General features: G+C 66.5%; 15 protein-coding genes. 5 read left to right on the forward strand and 10 right to left on the reverse strand.

The features are described from left to right. Positions 1-8: 8 nt before the first annotated feature. Genes GVY39_RS20780 through GVY39_RS20790 form a run of 3 tightly spaced genes read right to left on the reverse strand, consistent with a single transcriptional unit; the run spans position 9 to position 3,765 of the window. On the reverse strand, positions 9-2,039 hold the full coding sequence (locus GVY39_RS20780) for a fructose-specific PTS transporter subunit EIIC (protein WP_236565568.1): 2,031 nt from the start codon (positions 2,037-2,039) through the stop codon (positions 9-11). A gap of 11 nt (positions 2,040-2,050) precedes the next feature. After that, positions 2,051-3,001, reverse strand: coding sequence for a 1-phosphofructokinase (gene pfkB / locus GVY39_RS20785; RefSeq protein ID WP_159926932.1), 951 nt, complete (start codon positions 2,999-3,001; stop codon positions 2,051-2,053). After that, positions 2,998-3,765: a DeoR/GlpR family DNA-binding transcription regulator gene (locus GVY39_RS20790; protein ID WP_159926930.1), complete on the reverse strand. Its 768-nt coding sequence runs from the start codon at positions 3,763-3,765 to the stop codon at positions 2,998-3,000. The genes pfkB and GVY39_RS20790 overlap by 4 nt, the downstream gene beginning before the upstream one ends. Before the next feature lie 145 nt (positions 3,766-3,910). Between GVY39_RS20790 and GVY39_RS20795 the strand changes: the two genes are divergently transcribed. Then, entirely contained in the window at positions 3,911-5,611 is a 1,701-nt protein-coding gene (locus GVY39_RS20795) for a putative PEP-binding protein (protein ID WP_159926928.1), read from the forward strand. Between the two features lie 20 nt (positions 5,612-5,631). Here GVY39_RS20795 and rfbD read toward each other — a convergent pair whose 3' ends face one another. The 4 genes from rfbD to GVY39_RS20815 form a co-directional block, all read right to left on the reverse strand. Further along, positions 5,632-6,501 (reverse strand): dTDP-4-dehydrorhamnose reductase, encoded by an 870-nt coding sequence (gene rfbD, locus GVY39_RS20800; protein ID WP_159926926.1) that lies wholly within the window; start codon positions 6,499-6,501, stop codon positions 5,632-5,634. Continuing rightward, entirely contained in the window at positions 6,498-7,841 is a 1,344-nt protein-coding gene (gene rfbH / locus GVY39_RS20805; protein WP_223522041.1) for a lipopolysaccharide biosynthesis protein RfbH, read from the reverse strand. The genes rfbD and rfbH overlap by 4 nt, the downstream gene beginning before the upstream one ends. Position 7,842: 1 nt before the next feature. Next, positions 7,843-9,072 carry a glycosyltransferase gene (locus tag GVY39_RS34505; protein ID WP_159926922.1) on the reverse strand — a complete coding sequence of 410 codons (1,230 nt, stop codon included), beginning with the start codon at positions 9,070-9,072 and terminating at the stop codon, positions 7,843-7,845. Positions 9,073-9,332: 260 nt separating this feature from the next. Beyond that, positions 9,333-10,637, reverse strand: coding sequence for a serine hydrolase (locus GVY39_RS20815; RefSeq protein ID WP_159926920.1), 1,305 nt, complete (start codon positions 10,635-10,637; stop codon positions 9,333-9,335). A gap of 452 nt (positions 10,638-11,089) precedes the next feature. Between GVY39_RS20815 and GVY39_RS20820 the strand changes: the two genes are divergently transcribed. After that, positions 11,090-12,124, forward strand: coding sequence for a DUF6492 family protein (locus tag GVY39_RS20820; protein ID WP_159926918.1), 1,035 nt, complete (start codon positions 11,090-11,092; stop codon positions 12,122-12,124). Between the two features lie 259 nt (positions 12,125-12,383). Next, positions 12,384-12,587, forward strand: a complete 204-nt coding sequence (locus tag GVY39_RS20825; protein WP_159926916.1) for a hypothetical protein — start codon at positions 12,384-12,386, stop codon at positions 12,585-12,587. 139 nt (positions 12,588-12,726) lie between these two features. Here the strand turns inward: GVY39_RS20825 and GVY39_RS20830 are convergent, their stop codons facing one another. Together GVY39_RS20830 and GVY39_RS20835 are read right to left on the reverse strand one after the other, a co-directional pair. Beyond that, positions 12,727-13,599 (reverse strand): phytanoyl-CoA dioxygenase family protein, encoded by an 873-nt coding sequence (locus tag GVY39_RS20830; protein WP_159926914.1) that lies wholly within the window; start codon positions 13,597-13,599, stop codon positions 12,727-12,729. Further along, entirely contained in the window at positions 13,596-14,198 is a 603-nt protein-coding gene (locus tag GVY39_RS20835; RefSeq protein ID WP_159926912.1) for a TetR/AcrR family transcriptional regulator, read from the reverse strand. Before GVY39_RS20835 ends, GVY39_RS20830 begins: the two co-directional genes overlap by 4 nt. A 506-nt stretch (positions 14,199-14,704) precedes the next feature. Between GVY39_RS20835 and GVY39_RS20840 the strand changes: the two genes are divergently transcribed. Further along, on the forward strand, positions 14,705-16,114 hold the full coding sequence (locus GVY39_RS20840) for a serine/threonine-protein kinase (RefSeq protein ID WP_369412165.1): 1,410 nt from the start codon (positions 14,705-14,707) through the stop codon (positions 16,112-16,114). Next, positions 16,111-16,383: a hypothetical protein gene (locus tag GVY39_RS35310; RefSeq protein WP_369412164.1), complete on the forward strand. Its 273-nt coding sequence runs from the start codon at positions 16,111-16,113 to the stop codon at positions 16,381-16,383. The genes GVY39_RS20840 and GVY39_RS35310 overlap by 4 nt, the downstream gene beginning before the upstream one ends. Positions 16,384-16,530: 147 nt before the next feature. Here the strand turns inward: GVY39_RS35310 and GVY39_RS35005 are convergent, their stop codons facing one another. After that, the gene (locus tag GVY39_RS35005; protein ID WP_255466234.1) at positions 16,531-16,665 is read right to left on the reverse strand and encodes a hypothetical protein; all 135 of its coding nucleotides are present in this window, start codon (positions 16,663-16,665) and stop codon (positions 16,531-16,533) included. Positions 16,666-16,878: the final 213 nt, after the last annotated feature.

A 16,878-nucleotide genomic window follows, 5' to 3' on the forward strand; every position in this document is an offset into this window, starting at 1 on the left:
GGGGACGATTATCCAGCGGTAACGGTGGAGGGGGACGGAGACGGTACGGCGGTCCGCGTGCGGACCAGTTCTTTGGCGACCGTGACGCAGACCGCGCCGACGAGCGTGCCCGCGGCGAGGGCGGTGAGGAACCACAGGATGTGCCCCACCGCGAAGAAGACGAAAATGCCGCCGTGCGGTGCGCTGAGCGTGGTTCCGGTGGCCATGATCAGCGCCCCGGTGACGGCGCCTCCCGTCATCATGGAAGGTATGACCCGCAGCGGGTCGGCGGCCGCGAACGGAATAGCGCCCTCGGAGATGAACGACGCCCCCAGCAGCCACGCGGCTTTGCCGTTTTCGCGTTCGGCGGTGGTGAACAGCCGGGGTCTGATCGTGGTGGCCAGCGCCATGGCCAGCGGCGGCACCATGCCCGCGGCCATCACCGCGGCCATGATGCGCAGTGACGCGATATCGGTGACGGCCAGTCCGGCGACGGCGAAGGAATAAGCGGCCTTGTTGACCGGTCCGCCGAGATCGAAGCACATCATCAGGCCGAGCATGACTCCGAGCGTGATCGCGGACGTGCCGGACAGCCCGTTGAGCCAGCTGGTGAGTCCGCTGGTCACCGCGGCGAGCGGCTTGCCGAGCACGATGAACATGGCCGCGCCGACGATCAGTGACGCGAACAGCGGGATCACCACCACCGGCATCAGACCCCTGGCCCACTGCGGGACCGCGAAGCGCGCGATCCACAGCGCCGCGAACCCGGCGATCAGTCCGCCGACCAAACCGCCGAGGAATCCGGCCCCGACGAACACCGCGACGGCTCCCGCGGTGAATCCCGGTGCGAGGCCGGGGCGGTCGGCGATGGCGAAGGCGATGTAGCCCGACAGCGCGGGCACCAGGAAGCCGAATGCGAGAGAGCCGAGTTGGAACATCACCGCGCCGAGATAGGTGGCCAGTCCGCCATCGGGCAACGCCGTCAGCGAGTTGTCCAGCACTATGGTCTTGGCGTTGTCGGCGATCTCGTAGCCTCCGAGCAGGAAGCCGAGCGCGATGAGCAGGCCGCCCGCCGCGACGAACGGGATCATGTAGCTGACGCCGGTCAGCAGGATTTGGCGCAGGCGGGTGCCCCAGCCGAGGGTTTCGGATCTCGCTGCGGAGAAAGGCTTTTCGTCGGGTGCGCGGCCGGTGACGGTGGCTGCACCGGGATCGTCCGCGGTACGCAGCGCATCGGCGATCATCGCATCCGGCTCGTTGATCGCCCGTTTGACCCCGGAAGCCACGACGGGCTTGCCCGCGAACCGGTCGCGCCCGCGCACGCCGACGTCGGTGGCGAAGACCACCGCGGCGGCGGCCGCGATGACCTCCTCGCCGAGGGGAGTGCTGCCGCTGGACCCCTGTGTTTCCACGTGCACGGTGACACCGGCGCGTTCGCCCGCGGCGACCAGGGCATCGGCGGCCATGTAGGTGTGCGCGATTCCGGTCGGGCAGGCGGTGACCGCCACGATGGTGCGCCCGGCAGCCGGTTCCTCATGCCCGGGTGCCACGCCCGCACTCGCGTTCTCCGCGGCGATGCTGCTGCGCGAGGTGGTAGTGGTAGCGGGAGCTTCGAGGACACCCTCGACCAGGGCCACGATGTCTGCGGGCGTCGCCGCCGCACGCAGGTCAGCGACGAACTCCGGCTTCACCAGCGCACGCGCCAGGCTGGACAGCAGTTTCATGTGCTCGGCCCCCGCGCCTTCCGGCGCGGCGATCAGGAAGACGAGGTCGGCCGGACCGTCCGGGGCGCCGAAATCGACTCGCGGGGCGAGCCGGGCGAACGCGAGAGAGGCTTCGGTGACGGTCGCGGCGCGGCAGTGCGGAATCGCGATCCCACCGGGAAGTCCGGTCGCGGACTGGGCTTCCCGGGCGAGCGCCGCGTCGCGCAGTGCCGCGGCGTCTCGCGCACGGCCGGTTCCGGCCAAGCGCTCGGCGAGTGCGGCGATCACCGTCTCCTTGGCGGCGCCGAGATCGGCGTCGAGGGTGATCAGATCCTCGGAGATGATCGAGTCGGCCACCATGGCCTCCTTCAGGTGTTGTGCAGGGCGTCCAGCGCCGTGACGCAGACGGCGGCGAGGTCGATGTCGTGTGGCCCGGGTACGCCGGTGCCGGGAAGTGCGGCGGCGGCGCTGCCGTAGGCGACTGCGCGGCGCAACCGTTCGGTGGGCCCGGCGCCGTCCGAGTCGGCGAGCAGGTAGCCGGCCAAGGCCGAATCCCCCGCACCGACCGTGCTGCGCGGTGTCACGCTCGGCGCGGGCGCGTACCAGGCGCCGCCGGGGGTGACCAAGACGGCGCCCGCCTTGCCGAGCGTCGCGAGGACCGTCTCGACGCCCCGCTCGACCAGCGTCGCGGCGGCGCGTGCGGCGGCCACCGGATCCTCCAGTTCGGCGGGGTCGGCACCGGTGAGCTGACCGAGTTCCTCGGTGTTCGGTTTCAGCAACCTCGGCGGGTGGGAGCCGAAGGTGGCGGCGACCGCCCGCAGCGGCGCATCCGAGGCGTCGAGCGCCACCGGAATGCCGCGCAGCCGCCGGAGCAATGCGACGTACCAGTCGGGGGGCACTCCCGGAGGCAGCGAGCCCGACAGCACCACCCAGGACGCGGCATGGGCGAGGTCCTCGAGCGTCTCGGCAAGGGCAGCAGCGCAGGCAGTGGTCAGCGGGGGACCGGGTTCGTTGATCTTCGTCGTGGTCCCATCGGTTTCCGCGATCGTGAGATTGGTCCGCGCCGTCCCGGGCATCGGAACAGCCCGGTAGGCGATGCCCGCGTCGCTCAGCTGCCGCAGCAGCGGATCTCCGGTGTTGCCGGGCAGCACGGCCACGGTCGCGCGGCCCGCCGCGGCGACCACTCTCGACACGTTGACGCCCTTACCGCCGGGATGCGAGCTCACGGTGGCGGCGCGGTGCACCGCGCCCCGGCGCAACGCCTCGGTGAGGGTTACGGTGCGGTCGATGCTGGGGTTGGCGGTCAGCGTGACGATCATGCCGTGACCACCTCGAGGCCGGAGGCGCTGAGCTCGCTGCGCACCGAATCCGGCACGCCGGTGTCGGTGACCAGGGCGTCGACGTCCTCGACCTCCGCGAATCGCACCAGATCCTCGCGGCCGACCTTGGTGGAGTCGGCGACCACGACGACGCGGTGCGCGCTGGCCACCATGGCTCGCTTGACCGCGGCCTCATCGATGTCCGGGGTGGACAGGCCGTGCGAGGTGGTGAGCGCGTTGGCCCCGAGAAAGCAGACATCGACCCGCAGTTCGGCGAGCATGCGCTGGGTCTCCGGGCCGACGGCGGCCTGGGTGACGCCGCGGACGCGTCCGCCGAGCAGGTGCAACCGCACCGCGGCGTGCCCGCTGAGGCGGGCCGCGATCGGCACCGAATTGGTGACCGCTACCAGCTCGCGGTCGGTCGGCAGCAGTGCGGCGATCCGCGCGGTGGTGGTGCCCGCGTCGAACAGGACACTGCCACCGGTGGGCGGCAGGAATTCCAACGCCGCTTTGGCGATGCGGTCTTTCTCCGCCGCGCGGCTGTGCTCGCGTTCGCCGGTGCCGAGCTCGATCGCGGTCAGCGCCGCGGCAGGCACCGCGCCGCCGTGCACACGCCTGACCAAGCCCATCCGGTCCAGGACCGCGAGATCGCGCCGGACTGTCTCGGTCGTGACGCCGTATTGATCGGACAGCTCGGTGACCGACACGCGCCCTCGTTGCCCGACCAGCGTCGCGATCGCCTGCTGCCGTTCCTCGGCGTACATCCGACCTCCCGGTTCGATGTTTGTTTATGTTGTTTTATATCTGAATGTGTTGCTTTGTCAATCGCATGGCGTAGTCTGGATCACATCGAAGATCGGATGGGCAGGGAATCGGGCTCGCCGGTTCAGGTGTGGAGGTAGGCGACGGATGACGGGATCTTTGCAGGTAGAAATGGAATCGTTAGTACTGTGCGGCACACCGGCGGTCTCCGGGGTAGCATGTGCGCCCGCTGTCCGGCCGGGTGCCCGTCTACGCGTTGCGGAGTCGACTGATTCGATTCCCGAGCCCGGTCGGGCATCCGAGCAAGCGGCGTTCCTGGCGGCAGCGGCCACGGTCGCGGACCGTTTGCGGGGACGAGCGGCCCGGGCCGGCGGCGCCGCCGCGGAAGTCCTCGCCGCGAACGCCGCGATGGCCACCGACCGCGGCTGGCTCGGTGTGGCGCAGAAGCTGATCGCGGCCGGCACACCGGCGCGTGCGGCGGCGGTCGCGGCCACCGACCAGTTCGCCGAGATGTTCATCAAGCTCGGCGGGCTGATGGCCGAACGCGTGACAGACCTCCGGGACGTCTGCGATCGGGTCGTCGCCGAACTGGCCGGCGCGCCCGAACCAGGCATCCCGGTGCCGACAGAGCCCTCGATCCTGCTCGCCGACGACCTCGCGCCCGCGGATGCGGCGGGCCTCGACCCCTCGCTCATCATCGGCTTGGCGACGTCATTCGGCGGGCCTACCAGCCACACGGCGATCATCGCGCGGCAACTCGGCATTCCTTGTGTCGTCGCGGTGGCCGGTCTCGACGCAATCGCGGCGGGTACGCCCGTCCTGCTGGACGGCTCGTCCGGGCGCGTAGTCATCGATCCCGATCCCGAGGTTGCGGCACGCGCGGTCGAGCGGTTCCGTGCCCGGACGGCCCGAGACGCCGCCTGGACCGGGCCGGGCGCAACCGCGGACGGTCACCGGGTGGAAGTACTGGTCAACGTCCAAGATGGCCCAGGCGCGCAGGCCGCGCGCCGAACACCGGCCGAAGGCGTCGGCCTGTTCCGCACCGAATTGTGCTTCCTGGACCGCGAAACCGAGCCCGCGGTAGCAGAGCAAGAGCGCATCTACCGCGAGGTGTTCGACGCGTACGCCGGCGCCAAGGTGGTGATCCGGACCCTGGACGCCGGATCGGACAAGCCGCTACGATTCGCCGACCATGCCGACGAGGCCAATCCCGCGCTCGGGGTACGGGGTATCCGCATTGCCGCGCGCGACGCCGGAATCCTCGACCGGCAACTCGACGCGATCTCGCAAGCCGCCGCCGGCCGTTCGCCGGTGCCCTGGGTGATGGCGCCGATGATCTCGACCGCGGCCGAAGCGGAATCCTTCGCCGAGAAGGTGCGCGGCCGGGGGCTGATCCCCGGCGCGATGATCGAGGTGCCCGCCGCCGCGCTCACGGCGGAGGCGATTCTGCGCCACGTCGATTTCCTCTCCGTCGGCACCAATGACCTCGCGCAATACACAATGGCGGCCGACCGGATGTCTCCCGCACTGGCCGCCCTCACCGATCCGTGGCAACCGGCGGTGCTGGCTCTCGTCGCGCGCACGGCGGCTGCGGGTCAGCGCCTCGGCAAGCCCGTAGGGGTGTGCGGTGAAGCCGCGGCGGATCCGGCCTTGGCATGCGTGCTGGTCGGCTTCGGCGTCGGATCGCTGTCCATGGCAGCGGGCGCGGTCGCCGCGGTGGGCGCGGGCCTGGCCGAGGTGACCCGTGAGCAGTGCGAGCGCGCCGCGACCGCCGCGCTGGCGGCTTCCGACCCGGCCGCTGCTCGTGCGGCCGTGCGAGCGTTCCTCGGCTGGGCGCCCGGCGCCTGACGATCGAAGATTCCGACCGTTCACGACCGGACGTCACGAACTGCAGCTCTGATAGCGCGACGGAGTCCGTCACGCCAGTGGGGTAGGGGCGTAAGGCCGCTTCCGATCCACGATGCGTTCGACAGAACGGCATTCCGCGGCCGGGTTGCGGCATCTCGGAATTCCGATGTCCGGCAAGGCCGCAACAGATCCGCATCGAGTCCCGCCGCTTCGACGACCGCACGAGCGAATCGGTATTTGGATGCGGCGCCGCCTCCGGTCGCGTGGAGCAGGTGCGGTGGATTCGGGTGCGCGACGAGGTCGAACAGTGCGGACACGAGATCGTCGACGTAGGTGGGGGACGCGATCTGGTCGGTGACGACCGCGACGCGCTCGCCTCGGGAGCATCTCCGCACGAGTGCGGCCGGGAAATCCCGATCGGTCCCCGAGTACAGCCACATGGTGCGGACGATCCGCACATCGGGCAACGCTGCTCGGGCGGCCTCCTCACCTGCCAACTTGGATCTTCCGTACACGCTCGACGGGACGGTCGGCGACCAGGTTTCCCATGGACTCGACGCCGCCCCGTCGAAGACGTAGGCGGTCGAGATGTGCAGTAGTCGCGCTCCACTCTTCGCGCAGGCTCGGGCCAGCAGTCCCGGGCCGACCGCGTTGACCGCGAACGCTTTATCGGCTTCGATCTCGGCGGCATCTACGCCGGTGTAGGCCGCGCAGTTGATGACGACATCGCCGGGGCCGACGGTGTCGTTCACCGCTGTTGCGTCGGTGATGTCGAGTTCTTTCGATCCGAACCCGAGCACCTGTCGATCAGCGCGACGAAACGGGCTCGTCGCCCTTGTTATCCCACTGCCGAGCAGTCCGTCGGCACCGGTGACCACCAACCTGTTCACCGCTTGTCCTCGCGGGAGATCGGCACGAGCCGGACCGGGGAGTCTCGGTAGCCCGAAACGTACTCTCGGATCGAGGCGACCATGTAGTCGGTCATCTCGTCGGTTATTCCGGGGTACACGCCTATCCAGAAGGTGTTGTCGGCGACGTAGTCGCTGGCCGCCAAGCTGCCGGATATTCGGCACTCGATGTTCGAGTACGCCGGATGGCGGAGGAGATTTCCGGCGAAGAGGCCACGGGTCGCGATTTTGCGGTGTTCGAGGAAGTTGACGATGTCGATGCGGCCGAAAGGCGCGTCCGGCAGCACCGTGAGGGCGAATCCGAACCAGCTCGGATCGCTACCGAGGGTCGGTTCCGGCAGGCGGAGATGGTCGATCCCATCCAGGCCTTCGCGAAGCCGACGCCAGTTGTGACGCCGACGGGAGCAGAAATCGTCCAGTCTGGCCAGCTGGGAGAGCCCGAGCGCAGCCTGGATATCTGTTGTCTTCAGGTTGTAGCCGATATGCGAATAGATGTACTTGTGGTCGTATCCGTAGGGAAGGCAGCCCAGCTGCTGGGTGAACCTCTTCCCGCATCTGTTGCTTTCGCCCGGCTCACACCAGCAGTCGCGTCCCCAATCGCGCAGAGACTTCACGACGCGTGCTGTGGTCAGGTCGTTGGTCAGCACACATCCGCCCTCACCTGTGGTCAAATGATGTGCCGGGTAGAAGCTGACGGTGGCCAGATCGCCGAAGGTGCCGGTAACTCGTGACCGGTATGTCGAGCCGACTGCATCGCAATTGTCTTCGATCAGGAACATGCCGTGCTCCGCGCACAACGCGGAGATCTCCGCCACCGCAAACGGGTTACCGAGTGTGTGTGCCAGTACCACGGCACGGGTTCTCGGGCCGATTGCCTCCTCCACGGCCTCAGGTGTCGTGTTGTATGTGGCGGGATCGATATCCACGAATACCGGTTTCAACCCGTTTTGCAGGATCGGGTTCACTGTCGTCGGGAAGCCGGCGGCAGCCGTGATCACCTCATCCCCGGGGCACAGCCGGGAGTCGCCCAGTTCCGGGGCGGTCAATGCGGTGACCGCGAGCAGGTTCGCCGAAGAGCCGGAGTTGGTGAGTCGCGCCTTGCGGAGACCCATTTTTCTGGCGAATTCTCTTTCGAATCGATGTGCCAGGATTCCCGCCGCGATACGCATATCCAGCGCGGCCTCGAGGACGGCGACCCTGTCGTCGTCGTCGAGGCAGGCGCCGGATGATTGGATCTCGGTGACGCCCGCGACGAAGTGATTCTCGGTCTGCGAATTGTGGAACCGTCGGATAATCGTGATCAGATCGTCTCTATCGTTCACTCTATTTCTCCCGGTGCGAGAAGCCTGGAACGAGGTCTCTGAGGTCTTCGGTAAATGCGGATTGTGGCGGCAGTGCCCACATATGCCGCTTGAGCGCTCGCGCGGCCTGCTGGTAGGTGGGGTCGTCGAGGATTTGCCGGCAGGCAGTGAGAACATCGGAGGCGGTGACGGTCATGGGATCGAGGTGGATGCCGGTGCCGAGGATTTCGCAGCGTCGTGCATTTCCGGGATGATCGGCGAAGAAGGGAAGTACCAGCTGCGGGACTCCGTAGGTTATCGTGTCGCGCATCGAATTCAATCCACCGTGTGTGATGAACAGGTCCACATTCGCCAATACGAGGGACTGCGGGACGTACGGCAGGACATGGATGTGTGCTGGTAGCGATCGGAATCTGTCCTGATACAGCGACGGCAGCGAGACGACCGCGGTACACCGGAGCTCGGCCAAAGCCGCGAAGACCTCCCCGTAGATCTCGGTCATTCGATCCCTGAACCGCGGTGAGAAGGGGCCGATCGATCCTAGCGAGAGGTAAACGATCGGCCTATCGCCAGGCATCGAGGTGAACACCTCCGGGAGCAGTTGATCATTGTGCCGTACCGGTGGTTCGTGCCGGTAACGGACCAATGGGGTGTCGAGATCGGCGTTATTGAATTCTCTCGGCGTCAGGGAGACCGTGAGATGTCGCAGGATTCCTGGCGTCGGCGGTTCTTCCGGAAGCCCGAGTTTGGCCCGTTGCGTGGTCAAAGCGGGTCGGATCAGGTCTTCGTGGAGGTTTCGCACAAGCTGCAGCGGGCCGATGTCCACCGTGACGTGGGGTATTTCGAGCACCTCCGCGGCCAGGTAACCGCCGAACTCCGAGCACTCGTGCAAGACGACATCAGGCCGCCACCGTTGGGACAGGTCCAGTACGTCTTCCGCGACACGCAAGGCGATACGATCACCGAGGAACTCCGTCATGTACATCCGGTCGAACGCGTCTATGTCCCGGTCGAGCAGACACCCGAAAATCGCTGCATCGAACTCGCGGTCGGCCCACCGTATTCCCACGTCTACGGTATCGACGCCGTAGTTGCTGTGCAGCCAGGCCGCCCACTTCTGGGGTGCCGCAACGCGGACATCGTGGCCGTGCCTGCTCAGCGCGTCGGCCAGTGTGACCAGCCCCCGAAAGTGGGATTCGAACTGGTTGACGGTCACCAGCACGCGCATGCGATCTGCCCGCGAGAAAGCCATGTCCGCAGCGTGACACATTGGGGCTCAACGACGTACGCGTTTCCACGGAACTGGATCAGCGACGGTTTCCGCTCGGATGGTGCCTTCTTCCCACTGCGGCGGCTCCACGTCAGCATCAGCACCAAGACAGCCGGGGCAGGGAAGGGGCGGGGTCCATCTCGGTGTCGTCGGTGCGCAACTCACGCAACACGACGCCGACCGGCTCGGGCTGCATCATCAATCCCTCGGTCTCGGCGGCCCAGTGTGAACATGTTGCGCCGCTACCGAATTCCAGGAGTTGCCGGGTGCGGGCCGACGCAGGCGAGGATGAAGCAGCCCGGTGGCCAATTCGCGAGCGGCGTGGACATGGGCTTGCCCAGGCAGGACAGCGGGTTGCAGCCCGGGTAGGCCATCGGGCCGATACCGAGTGCGGCGAGGGTCGCGTCCGGATTCGACATCATCGGATCCGACAGTTGGGTATTCGCCTGCTGTTCGTAGGGTGCCGCGGCGGGTATGCGGGGTTGCCGGAAGGCGGAGCCGACGGCACGCAGTACGTCGTGCGGGAAACTCAACGCGCTGCCCGGAACCGTGACGCCGGTCCAGCTGACCATCAATCCGAGGCTCGGCACGACGAAGTTGTCCTGGCGCATCATCCCCGACATCTGCATCGCATCCGGCGGCAGACCAGGAAAGTAATTGGCGCAGTCCGGCCCGTTCACGACGAACAGGAAGCCGTAGCAGGGGTTCGTCGGGGTGGGCCGGCCGGCCTGCGCGAGATAGTCTCCCGAAATGATTTGATGACCGCCCCACTGGCCGCGATTGGTGAGCAGGAGGCCGAGCTTGGCGAAATCGTCCGGTGGCAGCAGGAGATGCGCGTAGCCATAGGTGTTTCCGCTACGGTCACGCCCCCAGAAGTAGTCGGTCGGCGGAATGCCCAACGGATCGAATAGCTTTCGCTGAGCGTAGGTCTGGAAGTCCTCGCCGACCGCACGTTGGATGACGTATACGAGCAGATCGACAGCGCGCTGACTGTAGCGCCACTCGGTGCCCTGCTGTTGATCGATCGGCATCGCCAACGCCTGCGCGACCACATTCGGGTCGATTTGCGCCAGCCCGGTGATGCCCTCGGAGGCCACCGCCACCCGCATGCCGCTGGATTCGATGAGCAGATTCCGCACCGTGATCGCGCGATGTCCGGCATCACCGAGCTCGGGCGGCAGATAGGCGCCGATCGGGTCATCGAGCCGCAGCCGCTGCTCGTCCACCGCGATCCCGGCCACCATCGAAACCACACTCTTGGTGCTGCTCCATAGATTCCACGGCACACCGGCGGCCCGTGCGTTGTCGGGACCGGTCGCGATCAGGCAATTGTTCCGGAAGATCTGCAGCGTCGTGCGCGTCGAATCCGCCGCGAGGGCCACCGCCTGGCGCAGCGCCGCCGAATCGAGTCCGACCTCCTCCGGTGTCGCCGTGTCGGGGACCCGTCCACTGCTGACCGCGCAATGCCTCAGCCCGTCCGGCTCGGCCTGCGCCATCACCGGTGCACCGACCCCGAGCATCGACGTGGCCACCGTAATGGCGGCCATCGCAATGCTTCTCATACCTCGACCCACGCCGGCCTCCGCTCTCGACGAACTCCACCTGGCTCATCGCCCCCACCTCACCCCCGGTTACCACCTTGGGTGCCCCTACTTGCAGGGGGGCGGACCCGCGCCGTCACCGCAGCCGCCCGTGCTGGACGACGTGGAAGTATCCGTTGCGACCCCGGCCGTATCGGCCACTGATATGCGGTGGACGCCTACTGCGGTCCCGACCGCGAGCACGCGAGGTGTCCGTGCTCGCGAACCTGCTCCGATGGCGCTTGTTCACGCCAACCCCTCGGCTGTACGCGATCTGGAGGCGCTCCGCTTCCACGACATGATCGGCGAGAACGAGCGGCGAGCACTCTGACCATCACCAACATCTTCATCGACCAGACCGCCAACCCACGAATCCTGGCTATAGTTACCGGCGACGATCAGCCAGGGAGAGCCTGAACGTGACCACCGAAACTGTGTACCTGCCGGCGATCGACGTCATGATCCCGGTAGCGGCCAAGGATTTGACCAGCCTCGATGCCTGTCTCACGGGACTGAGAACACACTGCCGTAATCCGATCCGATCGGTGAATGTCGTCGGGTCCGCGCGACTCCGCGTCCAGGTGCGGACCGACCACGTGCTGCAGTGGATCGATGAGGAAGGGGTCTCGCCGACACCGGCCTCGATCGAGGCGACCCTGCGCGCGGCAGGCGGTGATCACGACAATTCGTCCTGGTACTGCCAGCAGTTGATCAAACTGAACTGCTTCCGCATCCTGCCGAGTACGGTCCAGCACCTCCTGGTCCTCGACGCGGACTACACGCTCGTCGACGATGTCGTGTTCGTCGAAGGCGATGGCACATCCTGTCTGGCACTTGGTTATCCACTGCATTGGCGCCTCGGCACCCGTCAACATGCCATCCCCGCCCGCCACTCCGCGATCACCGCAGCGACCCGGCTGCTTGCCGAGTGGCGGCCGGTCGACCCATACAGCGGAATGCAACATCACATGGTATTCGACAGGAAAATCCTGACGGATCTGACTCGGCGAGTCGAGAATCAGCATGAGCGACCGTTCTGGAAGGCATTCCTGGCGACGATTGAACACACCAAATGGACCGGTGCTTCGGAATATGTTCTCTACCGCCACTTCGCAGCGAAGTTCTTCCCTGAACAGATCCGGTCACGACACCTCGACGCCATCGACATCGTCCAGCCCGCCGAAAACGCATCGTGGACATTGGCCGACGCTGTCGCCAGCGCCCGCCGGGCGGGAATCAAGGCGATCGGATGCCACAGTTTCCTCAACTATCGCAAACGGATTGCCACCATGGACTACATACCCGACCAGTTGCGCGTCCGGCTGCAAACAACCCTCGGGGCGCTGATGCTCGACCTGAACCAAGGCGACCTTCACATCGCCGCTGCAACCCTGCCTCTGGGGCGCGCCGAAGTACTGGACACCGATGCTGTGACGGTGCTTGATTCGGCCTGATTCTCGGCAACTTCGAACGCGAGGACGCGAACCGGGCCTCAACGCGCGCGAGCCCGTCGCGGTCGAGGGTGGTGTGCGCCCGAGTGGGATCGGCCTGCGTGGCACCGTGGCTTCTGGCACGGATAGCTCAGGTCGTAGCAGGTTGTGTCGGCCGATCGCGTCAAAACTGTGTGTTGACGCGGTTTGCGGGTATGCGCATCAGAGGAACTCGATGACTTGCTCGGGTGTCATCGTTTCCGACGGACATCAGGAGGTTCTCATGCTCGCCATCGCCGCAGCCGTAGCATTCGGTCTCGCGCTCATTTTCGATCTGGCGGATGCCACCTTCGGTGAGGCCATTACCGGCGGTACCTTCGTCACCCTCGGACTGTTGTTGATCACCCTGCACCTCGCGGGATTCGGTACCAGCGCGCGCGCCGGTACCGGGGGCCGCTCCCGGAGCTGGCGGCGCGTCCGTCGCTGAGCGCTGTCGTCCGGCTCGACCGGTTCGGTGGCGACGTCATCGTCGTCATCGGAGCCACAGGTGACCGCGACCCGAGCAAGCGCCGCCTTCTCGAGGGGGAATACCCCTATGCCCGGACGGGACAGTGGTGGCAACCCCGTCATCGAGTTCGAGATGTTTCGAGTAGGCGTTTGGGGTGCATGCCGTTGACTTGGCCGATGAAGGGTGGGTGGATGCTGTAGCCGAGCATGCGGCGGATGTCTTCGGAGACGGTGCGGGCGCAGTCACGGCTGGTGGACAGGGTGAAGGCTTCCTGGGGTCGCAGCCAGGGTTCGCAGTACTGGGCGGTCACGGCCAGTCGTGGATGTGCGGAGCGGTTGGCGCCGCCGCCGTGCCAGAGAGTGCCGAGGAAGAACACGCACGACCCTGGTGCCATCTCGACGCTGACGATCGAGTCGGAGGCTGTGGGCCGCCGGTCGGCCCACAGGTGGCTGCCGGGGATGACGACAGTGGCGCCGTTGGTTCGGGTGAAGGGGTCGATAGCCCACACGGTGGCCGCCCCGACCGGCGGGCGGGGCCGAGGCAGCGGATAGAACCCATCGTCGTGGTGCAGCAGCTGCGCGTTCTCGCCTGGCAGGATGTTGATGACTTGTAGCTGGGACAGCAGGTAATTCGGTAGGAACAGTCTGTCGAGCAGGGCCAGCACCCGCGGATGGTCGACGAGGCGGTCGCAGTCGCGGGTTTTCTCCAGCACGCTGTAGAGGCGTTGGGTGCGTTGCCCTTCGAAGATGTTGCGGCCGGTGTGATCGAGCAGTTCTGCGGCGGACTCGCGGATACGTGCACAGTCCTCGGTGCTGATGAGGTCTTCGAGGATGACGTAGCCGTCGCGTTCGAGGGCGGCCATGTCGGCATCGACCACCGCCGGATCGACCGTGGCACCGCCGCTTTCGGTGGCCTTGTGCCGCCCCGCCAGGTCGGTGCCGAGGTCCTCGAGTTCGGTGACAGTGCCGGTAGGGGCGGGTTCGTGGTTCATGGTGTGTGTCCTCTCTTGTCGGTGAGTCCGACTGCTCCGGAGACGAAGGCCCAGAGCTGAGCGATGACGGACTCCGGAGTCGGACGGGGGGTGCGCGTGAGCGCGACCGACACCACGGCGTTGGTGCCGCCGAGGGTGGCGGCGGCCAGATACTCCGGATCACGATCGGCGGGGATCTCGCCGTGGTGCTGGGCGCGCGCCATGTTGCGGGCGCCGAGTTCGATGAGCATGCTCAGCCGCGCGGTGTGCGCAGCCGCGACCTCGCCGTCGCCGACCAGACCGCCGAGCACGATCGGGGACAGCGGCTCGCCGTAGAGAAAAGCCACCCAGTCCCGGATGCGGTGCTGTTCCCGTGCCGCCCAATTGGATTCGGGGTACTCACGCAGCGCCGCGGCATCGCAGAGCCGGTCGTAGAACGACTCGAGCACCGCGATCAGCAGTCCGGTGCGGGTCCCGAAATACCGGTACGGGAGCCCGGTGCTGACACCGGCGCGGCGTGCCACCGCCGCGACTTCCAACTCCCCGGTCTCGCTCAGCTCATCCGCGGCTGCCTGAAGCAGGTTCTGGCGAGCGGCGCTTCCGCGTGCGGTCTTGCCCATGATCGAATGGTAAGTTGAGTTCAACTCAAATTGCAACCCTCGATGGTCCATCGAGGCCGTTCCCCTTCCCAGGACGCGGAACCACAGCGCAGGGGGAGGCCCCGCCGAGCGTGACCATCCCGGATCAAGTTCCGAATCGTTCCCGAAGTAGTTCCGCGAAGGCTGTTCGGAAACGCGGGCCGGGAGTTACACCTGTGTATTTACCGTCCCGGTCGTCGTCGAGTCGTTGCCACAGCACGAATTCGGCGGTATGGGTCCGGGGTACACTGAATTTGCGACAGGGTTGTCGGCGGATTTCTGGGCACGCTCTGCGTACTCGCACCGGTGGCGGGTAGTGCCCAGCCGCGTACTTGTCGGCACGAGCATGGCTGGGAATTCGCCCCGCCATAGCGCCGGCTCTCGACTGTCTGGCCTGGCTGAATCAACCAGTGTGAGGCATCCGCTCGGGCGGGAGTTGGAAAAATCGAGTTCACCGTTTGCCAGTCGGGTGGCCATGGGACGGCACAATGAATGACACGGTACTAGGTGGCGGGGATGCCACTCGAGGGCCAGCAGAGGCGTTCGGACGCTATCGGCTTCTGTCGCTGCTGGGTCAGGGCGGCATGGGCCAGGTGTGGCGGGCGCACGATTCGCTGACCAACCGGGTGGTGGCGCTCAAGGTGCTGCCTGAACGCTTCGCCGAGGACGAGGAGCTTCGCGAGCGGTTCCGCCGGGAGTGCCGGGCGGTGGCGCAGTTGACCGAGCCGCATGTGATCCCCATCCATGACTTCGGCGATATCGACGGTCGGCTCTATCTGAATATGCGCTTGATCGAGGGCACCGACCTGCGCACGGTGATCAGGCGAGAAGGGGCCTTGCCGCCGCGTCGGGCAGTGGCGATCATCGCACAGGTGGCCGGCGCGCTGCAGGCGGCCCACGACGCCGGGCTGGTCCACCGCGACGTCAAACCCTCCAACATCCTGCTGGGAGGCGATGAGTTCGCCTCGCTGATCGATTTCGGGATCGCCCGTGCCGCCGACGACCGCACCCTCACCACGGTCGGCCAGACCATCGGCACCGTCGCCTACATGGCGCCGGAAGAGATCAGCGCGGAGGTCAAGGCCGATGCGCGAGTGGACGTGTACGCGTTGACATGCGTACTGCACGAGTGCCTGACCGGCCGGCCGCCGTTCGCGAGCGCATTGGGGATGCAGGGTGTGATCGCCCAACACATGAACAGCCCGCCGCCGCGTCCCAGCGCCACTGCACCCGATGTACCGACTGCGTTCGATGCGGTTATTGCCAAGGGTATGGCCAAAAATCCCGATGATCGCTACCAGACCGTGCGCGAGCTGGCCGCGGCGGCCTGCGCCGCGGTGGGTGATCCCCCGGCCAGCAGCACAGGGGGCGTGGCCGCCCGAGATGAGCGGCGGATCAGATTGTCTCGCAAGACAGCCATGCTGCTCGCCGCCGCGGTCGCGGTTACGGTGTTGACCGCCGTAGCTGTCATCGTCGGTGTCCAGCGGGAATCAGCTGGCGGCGACTCGCCCCCACCCACAGCTTTCGCCCCCGCCTACTCGTCACCGACTCCGCTGCCGTTCACCGGCGTCACCCTGCCCACCGGTGTGGCGGTCGATGATGCGGGCAACGTTTACGTCACCGATATGGGTAACGATCGGGTGGTGAAATTGGCGGCGGGTGCGTCGGAGCCGACGCCGCTGCCGTTCACCGGCCTGAGGAACCCGCAGGATGTGGCAGTCGATGATGCGGGCAACGTTTACGTCACCGACACAAGTAACAATCGGGTGGTGAAATTGGCGGCGGGTGCGTCGGAGCCGACCTCGCTGCCGTTCACCGGCCTGAAGAATCCCCAGGGTGTGGCGGTCACCCGGCGGGAGACGTATACGTCGCCGACCGGGGTAACAATCGGGTGTTGAAGTTGGCAGTGGGTGCGTCGGAGCCGGCCACGTTGCCATTCACCGAGCTCAAAGATCCCCAGGGTGTGGCGGTCGACAAGGCGGGCAACCTGTACGTCACAGAATTGGGCACCGAGCGGGTGTTGAGGTTGGCGCCGGGCGCGTCGGAGCCGACCATGTTGCCATTCACCGGACTCAAAGATCCCCAGGGTGTGGCGGTCGACAATGCGGACAACGTTTACGTCACCGACCTGGGCCCCCATCCGGTGATGAAACTCCCGGTCGGCTGAACCCCCGTTTCCGCGCCATCTTCCGGCTGGCTGCTCGGTCGATCGCAGATCCTACTCGGCTGTACGGCGTAGGGAACTGGCACGTACAGAACACGGCTTCGAACAGTCCTTGCTTGCCGCCGAAGTGGTGGTTCACAGCGCCTCGCGTCAGGCGGGCAGCGGAGCGATCTCGTCGGCGGAGAGTTCGGAGTACCGCTGTTCTATGAACAGCCGACGGCCCGTCTCCATGAGGGCGGCCCGGGTGGCTTCGGTGTATTCAGCCCGTCGTCCCTTGACAGTCACGCAGACAAGACTACATTCACATACATCATGTATCTGAGATGTTGGATGTATGCGAATGTCGAACCTCGCAGACGTCATCGTGGTGGGGACTCGCGGCTGCGACGGAGATTTCACTACCCCGTCGACATTGACGCGCTCCGGATCGCAGCTGTCTCGGCCGACCGGCCCGCTGCACTGGGCCGGCACCGGAACGGCAACCCGCTGGGCCGGAAC

Origin of the sequence: Nocardia sp. CY15 (genome assembly GCF_009829295.1) — a bacterium.
Taxonomy (GTDB): domain Bacteria; phylum Actinomycetota; class Actinomycetes; order Mycobacteriales; family Mycobacteriaceae; genus Nocardia; species Nocardia sputi.

Coding starts and splice junctions, on each gene's coding strand:
- GVY39_RS20815 (WP_159926920.1), bottom strand. CDS start 10,637: ATGGCCGCCATTACGGTGGCCACGTCGATGCTCGGGGTCGGTGCACCG.
- GVY39_RS20835 (WP_159926912.1), bottom strand. CDS start 14,198: ATGGGCAAGACCGCACGCGGAAGCGCCGCTCGCCAGAACCTGCTTCAG.
- GVY39_RS20830 (WP_159926914.1), bottom strand. CDS start 13,599: ATGAACCACGAACCCGCCCCTACCGGCACTGTCACCGAACTCGAGGAC.
- GVY39_RS20840 (WP_369412165.1), top strand. CDS start 14,705: ATGAATGACACGGTACTAGGTGGCGGGGATGCCACTCGAGGGCCAGCA.
- GVY39_RS20790 (WP_159926930.1), bottom strand. CDS start 3,765: ATGTACGCCGAGGAACGGCAGCAGGCGATCGCGACGCTGGTCGGGCAA.
- GVY39_RS34505 (WP_159926922.1), bottom strand. CDS start 9,072: ATGGCTTTCTCGCGGGCAGATCGCATGCGCGTGCTGGTGACCGTCAAC.
- GVY39_RS20795 (WP_159926928.1), top strand. CDS start 3,911: ATGACGGGATCTTTGCAGGTAGAAATGGAATCGTTAGTACTGTGCGGC.
- pfkB (WP_159926932.1), bottom strand. CDS start 3,001: ATGATCGTCACGCTGACCGCCAACCCCAGCATCGACCGCACCGTAACC.
- GVY39_RS20825 (WP_159926916.1), top strand. CDS start 12,384: ATGCTCGCCATCGCCGCAGCCGTAGCATTCGGTCTCGCGCTCATTTTC.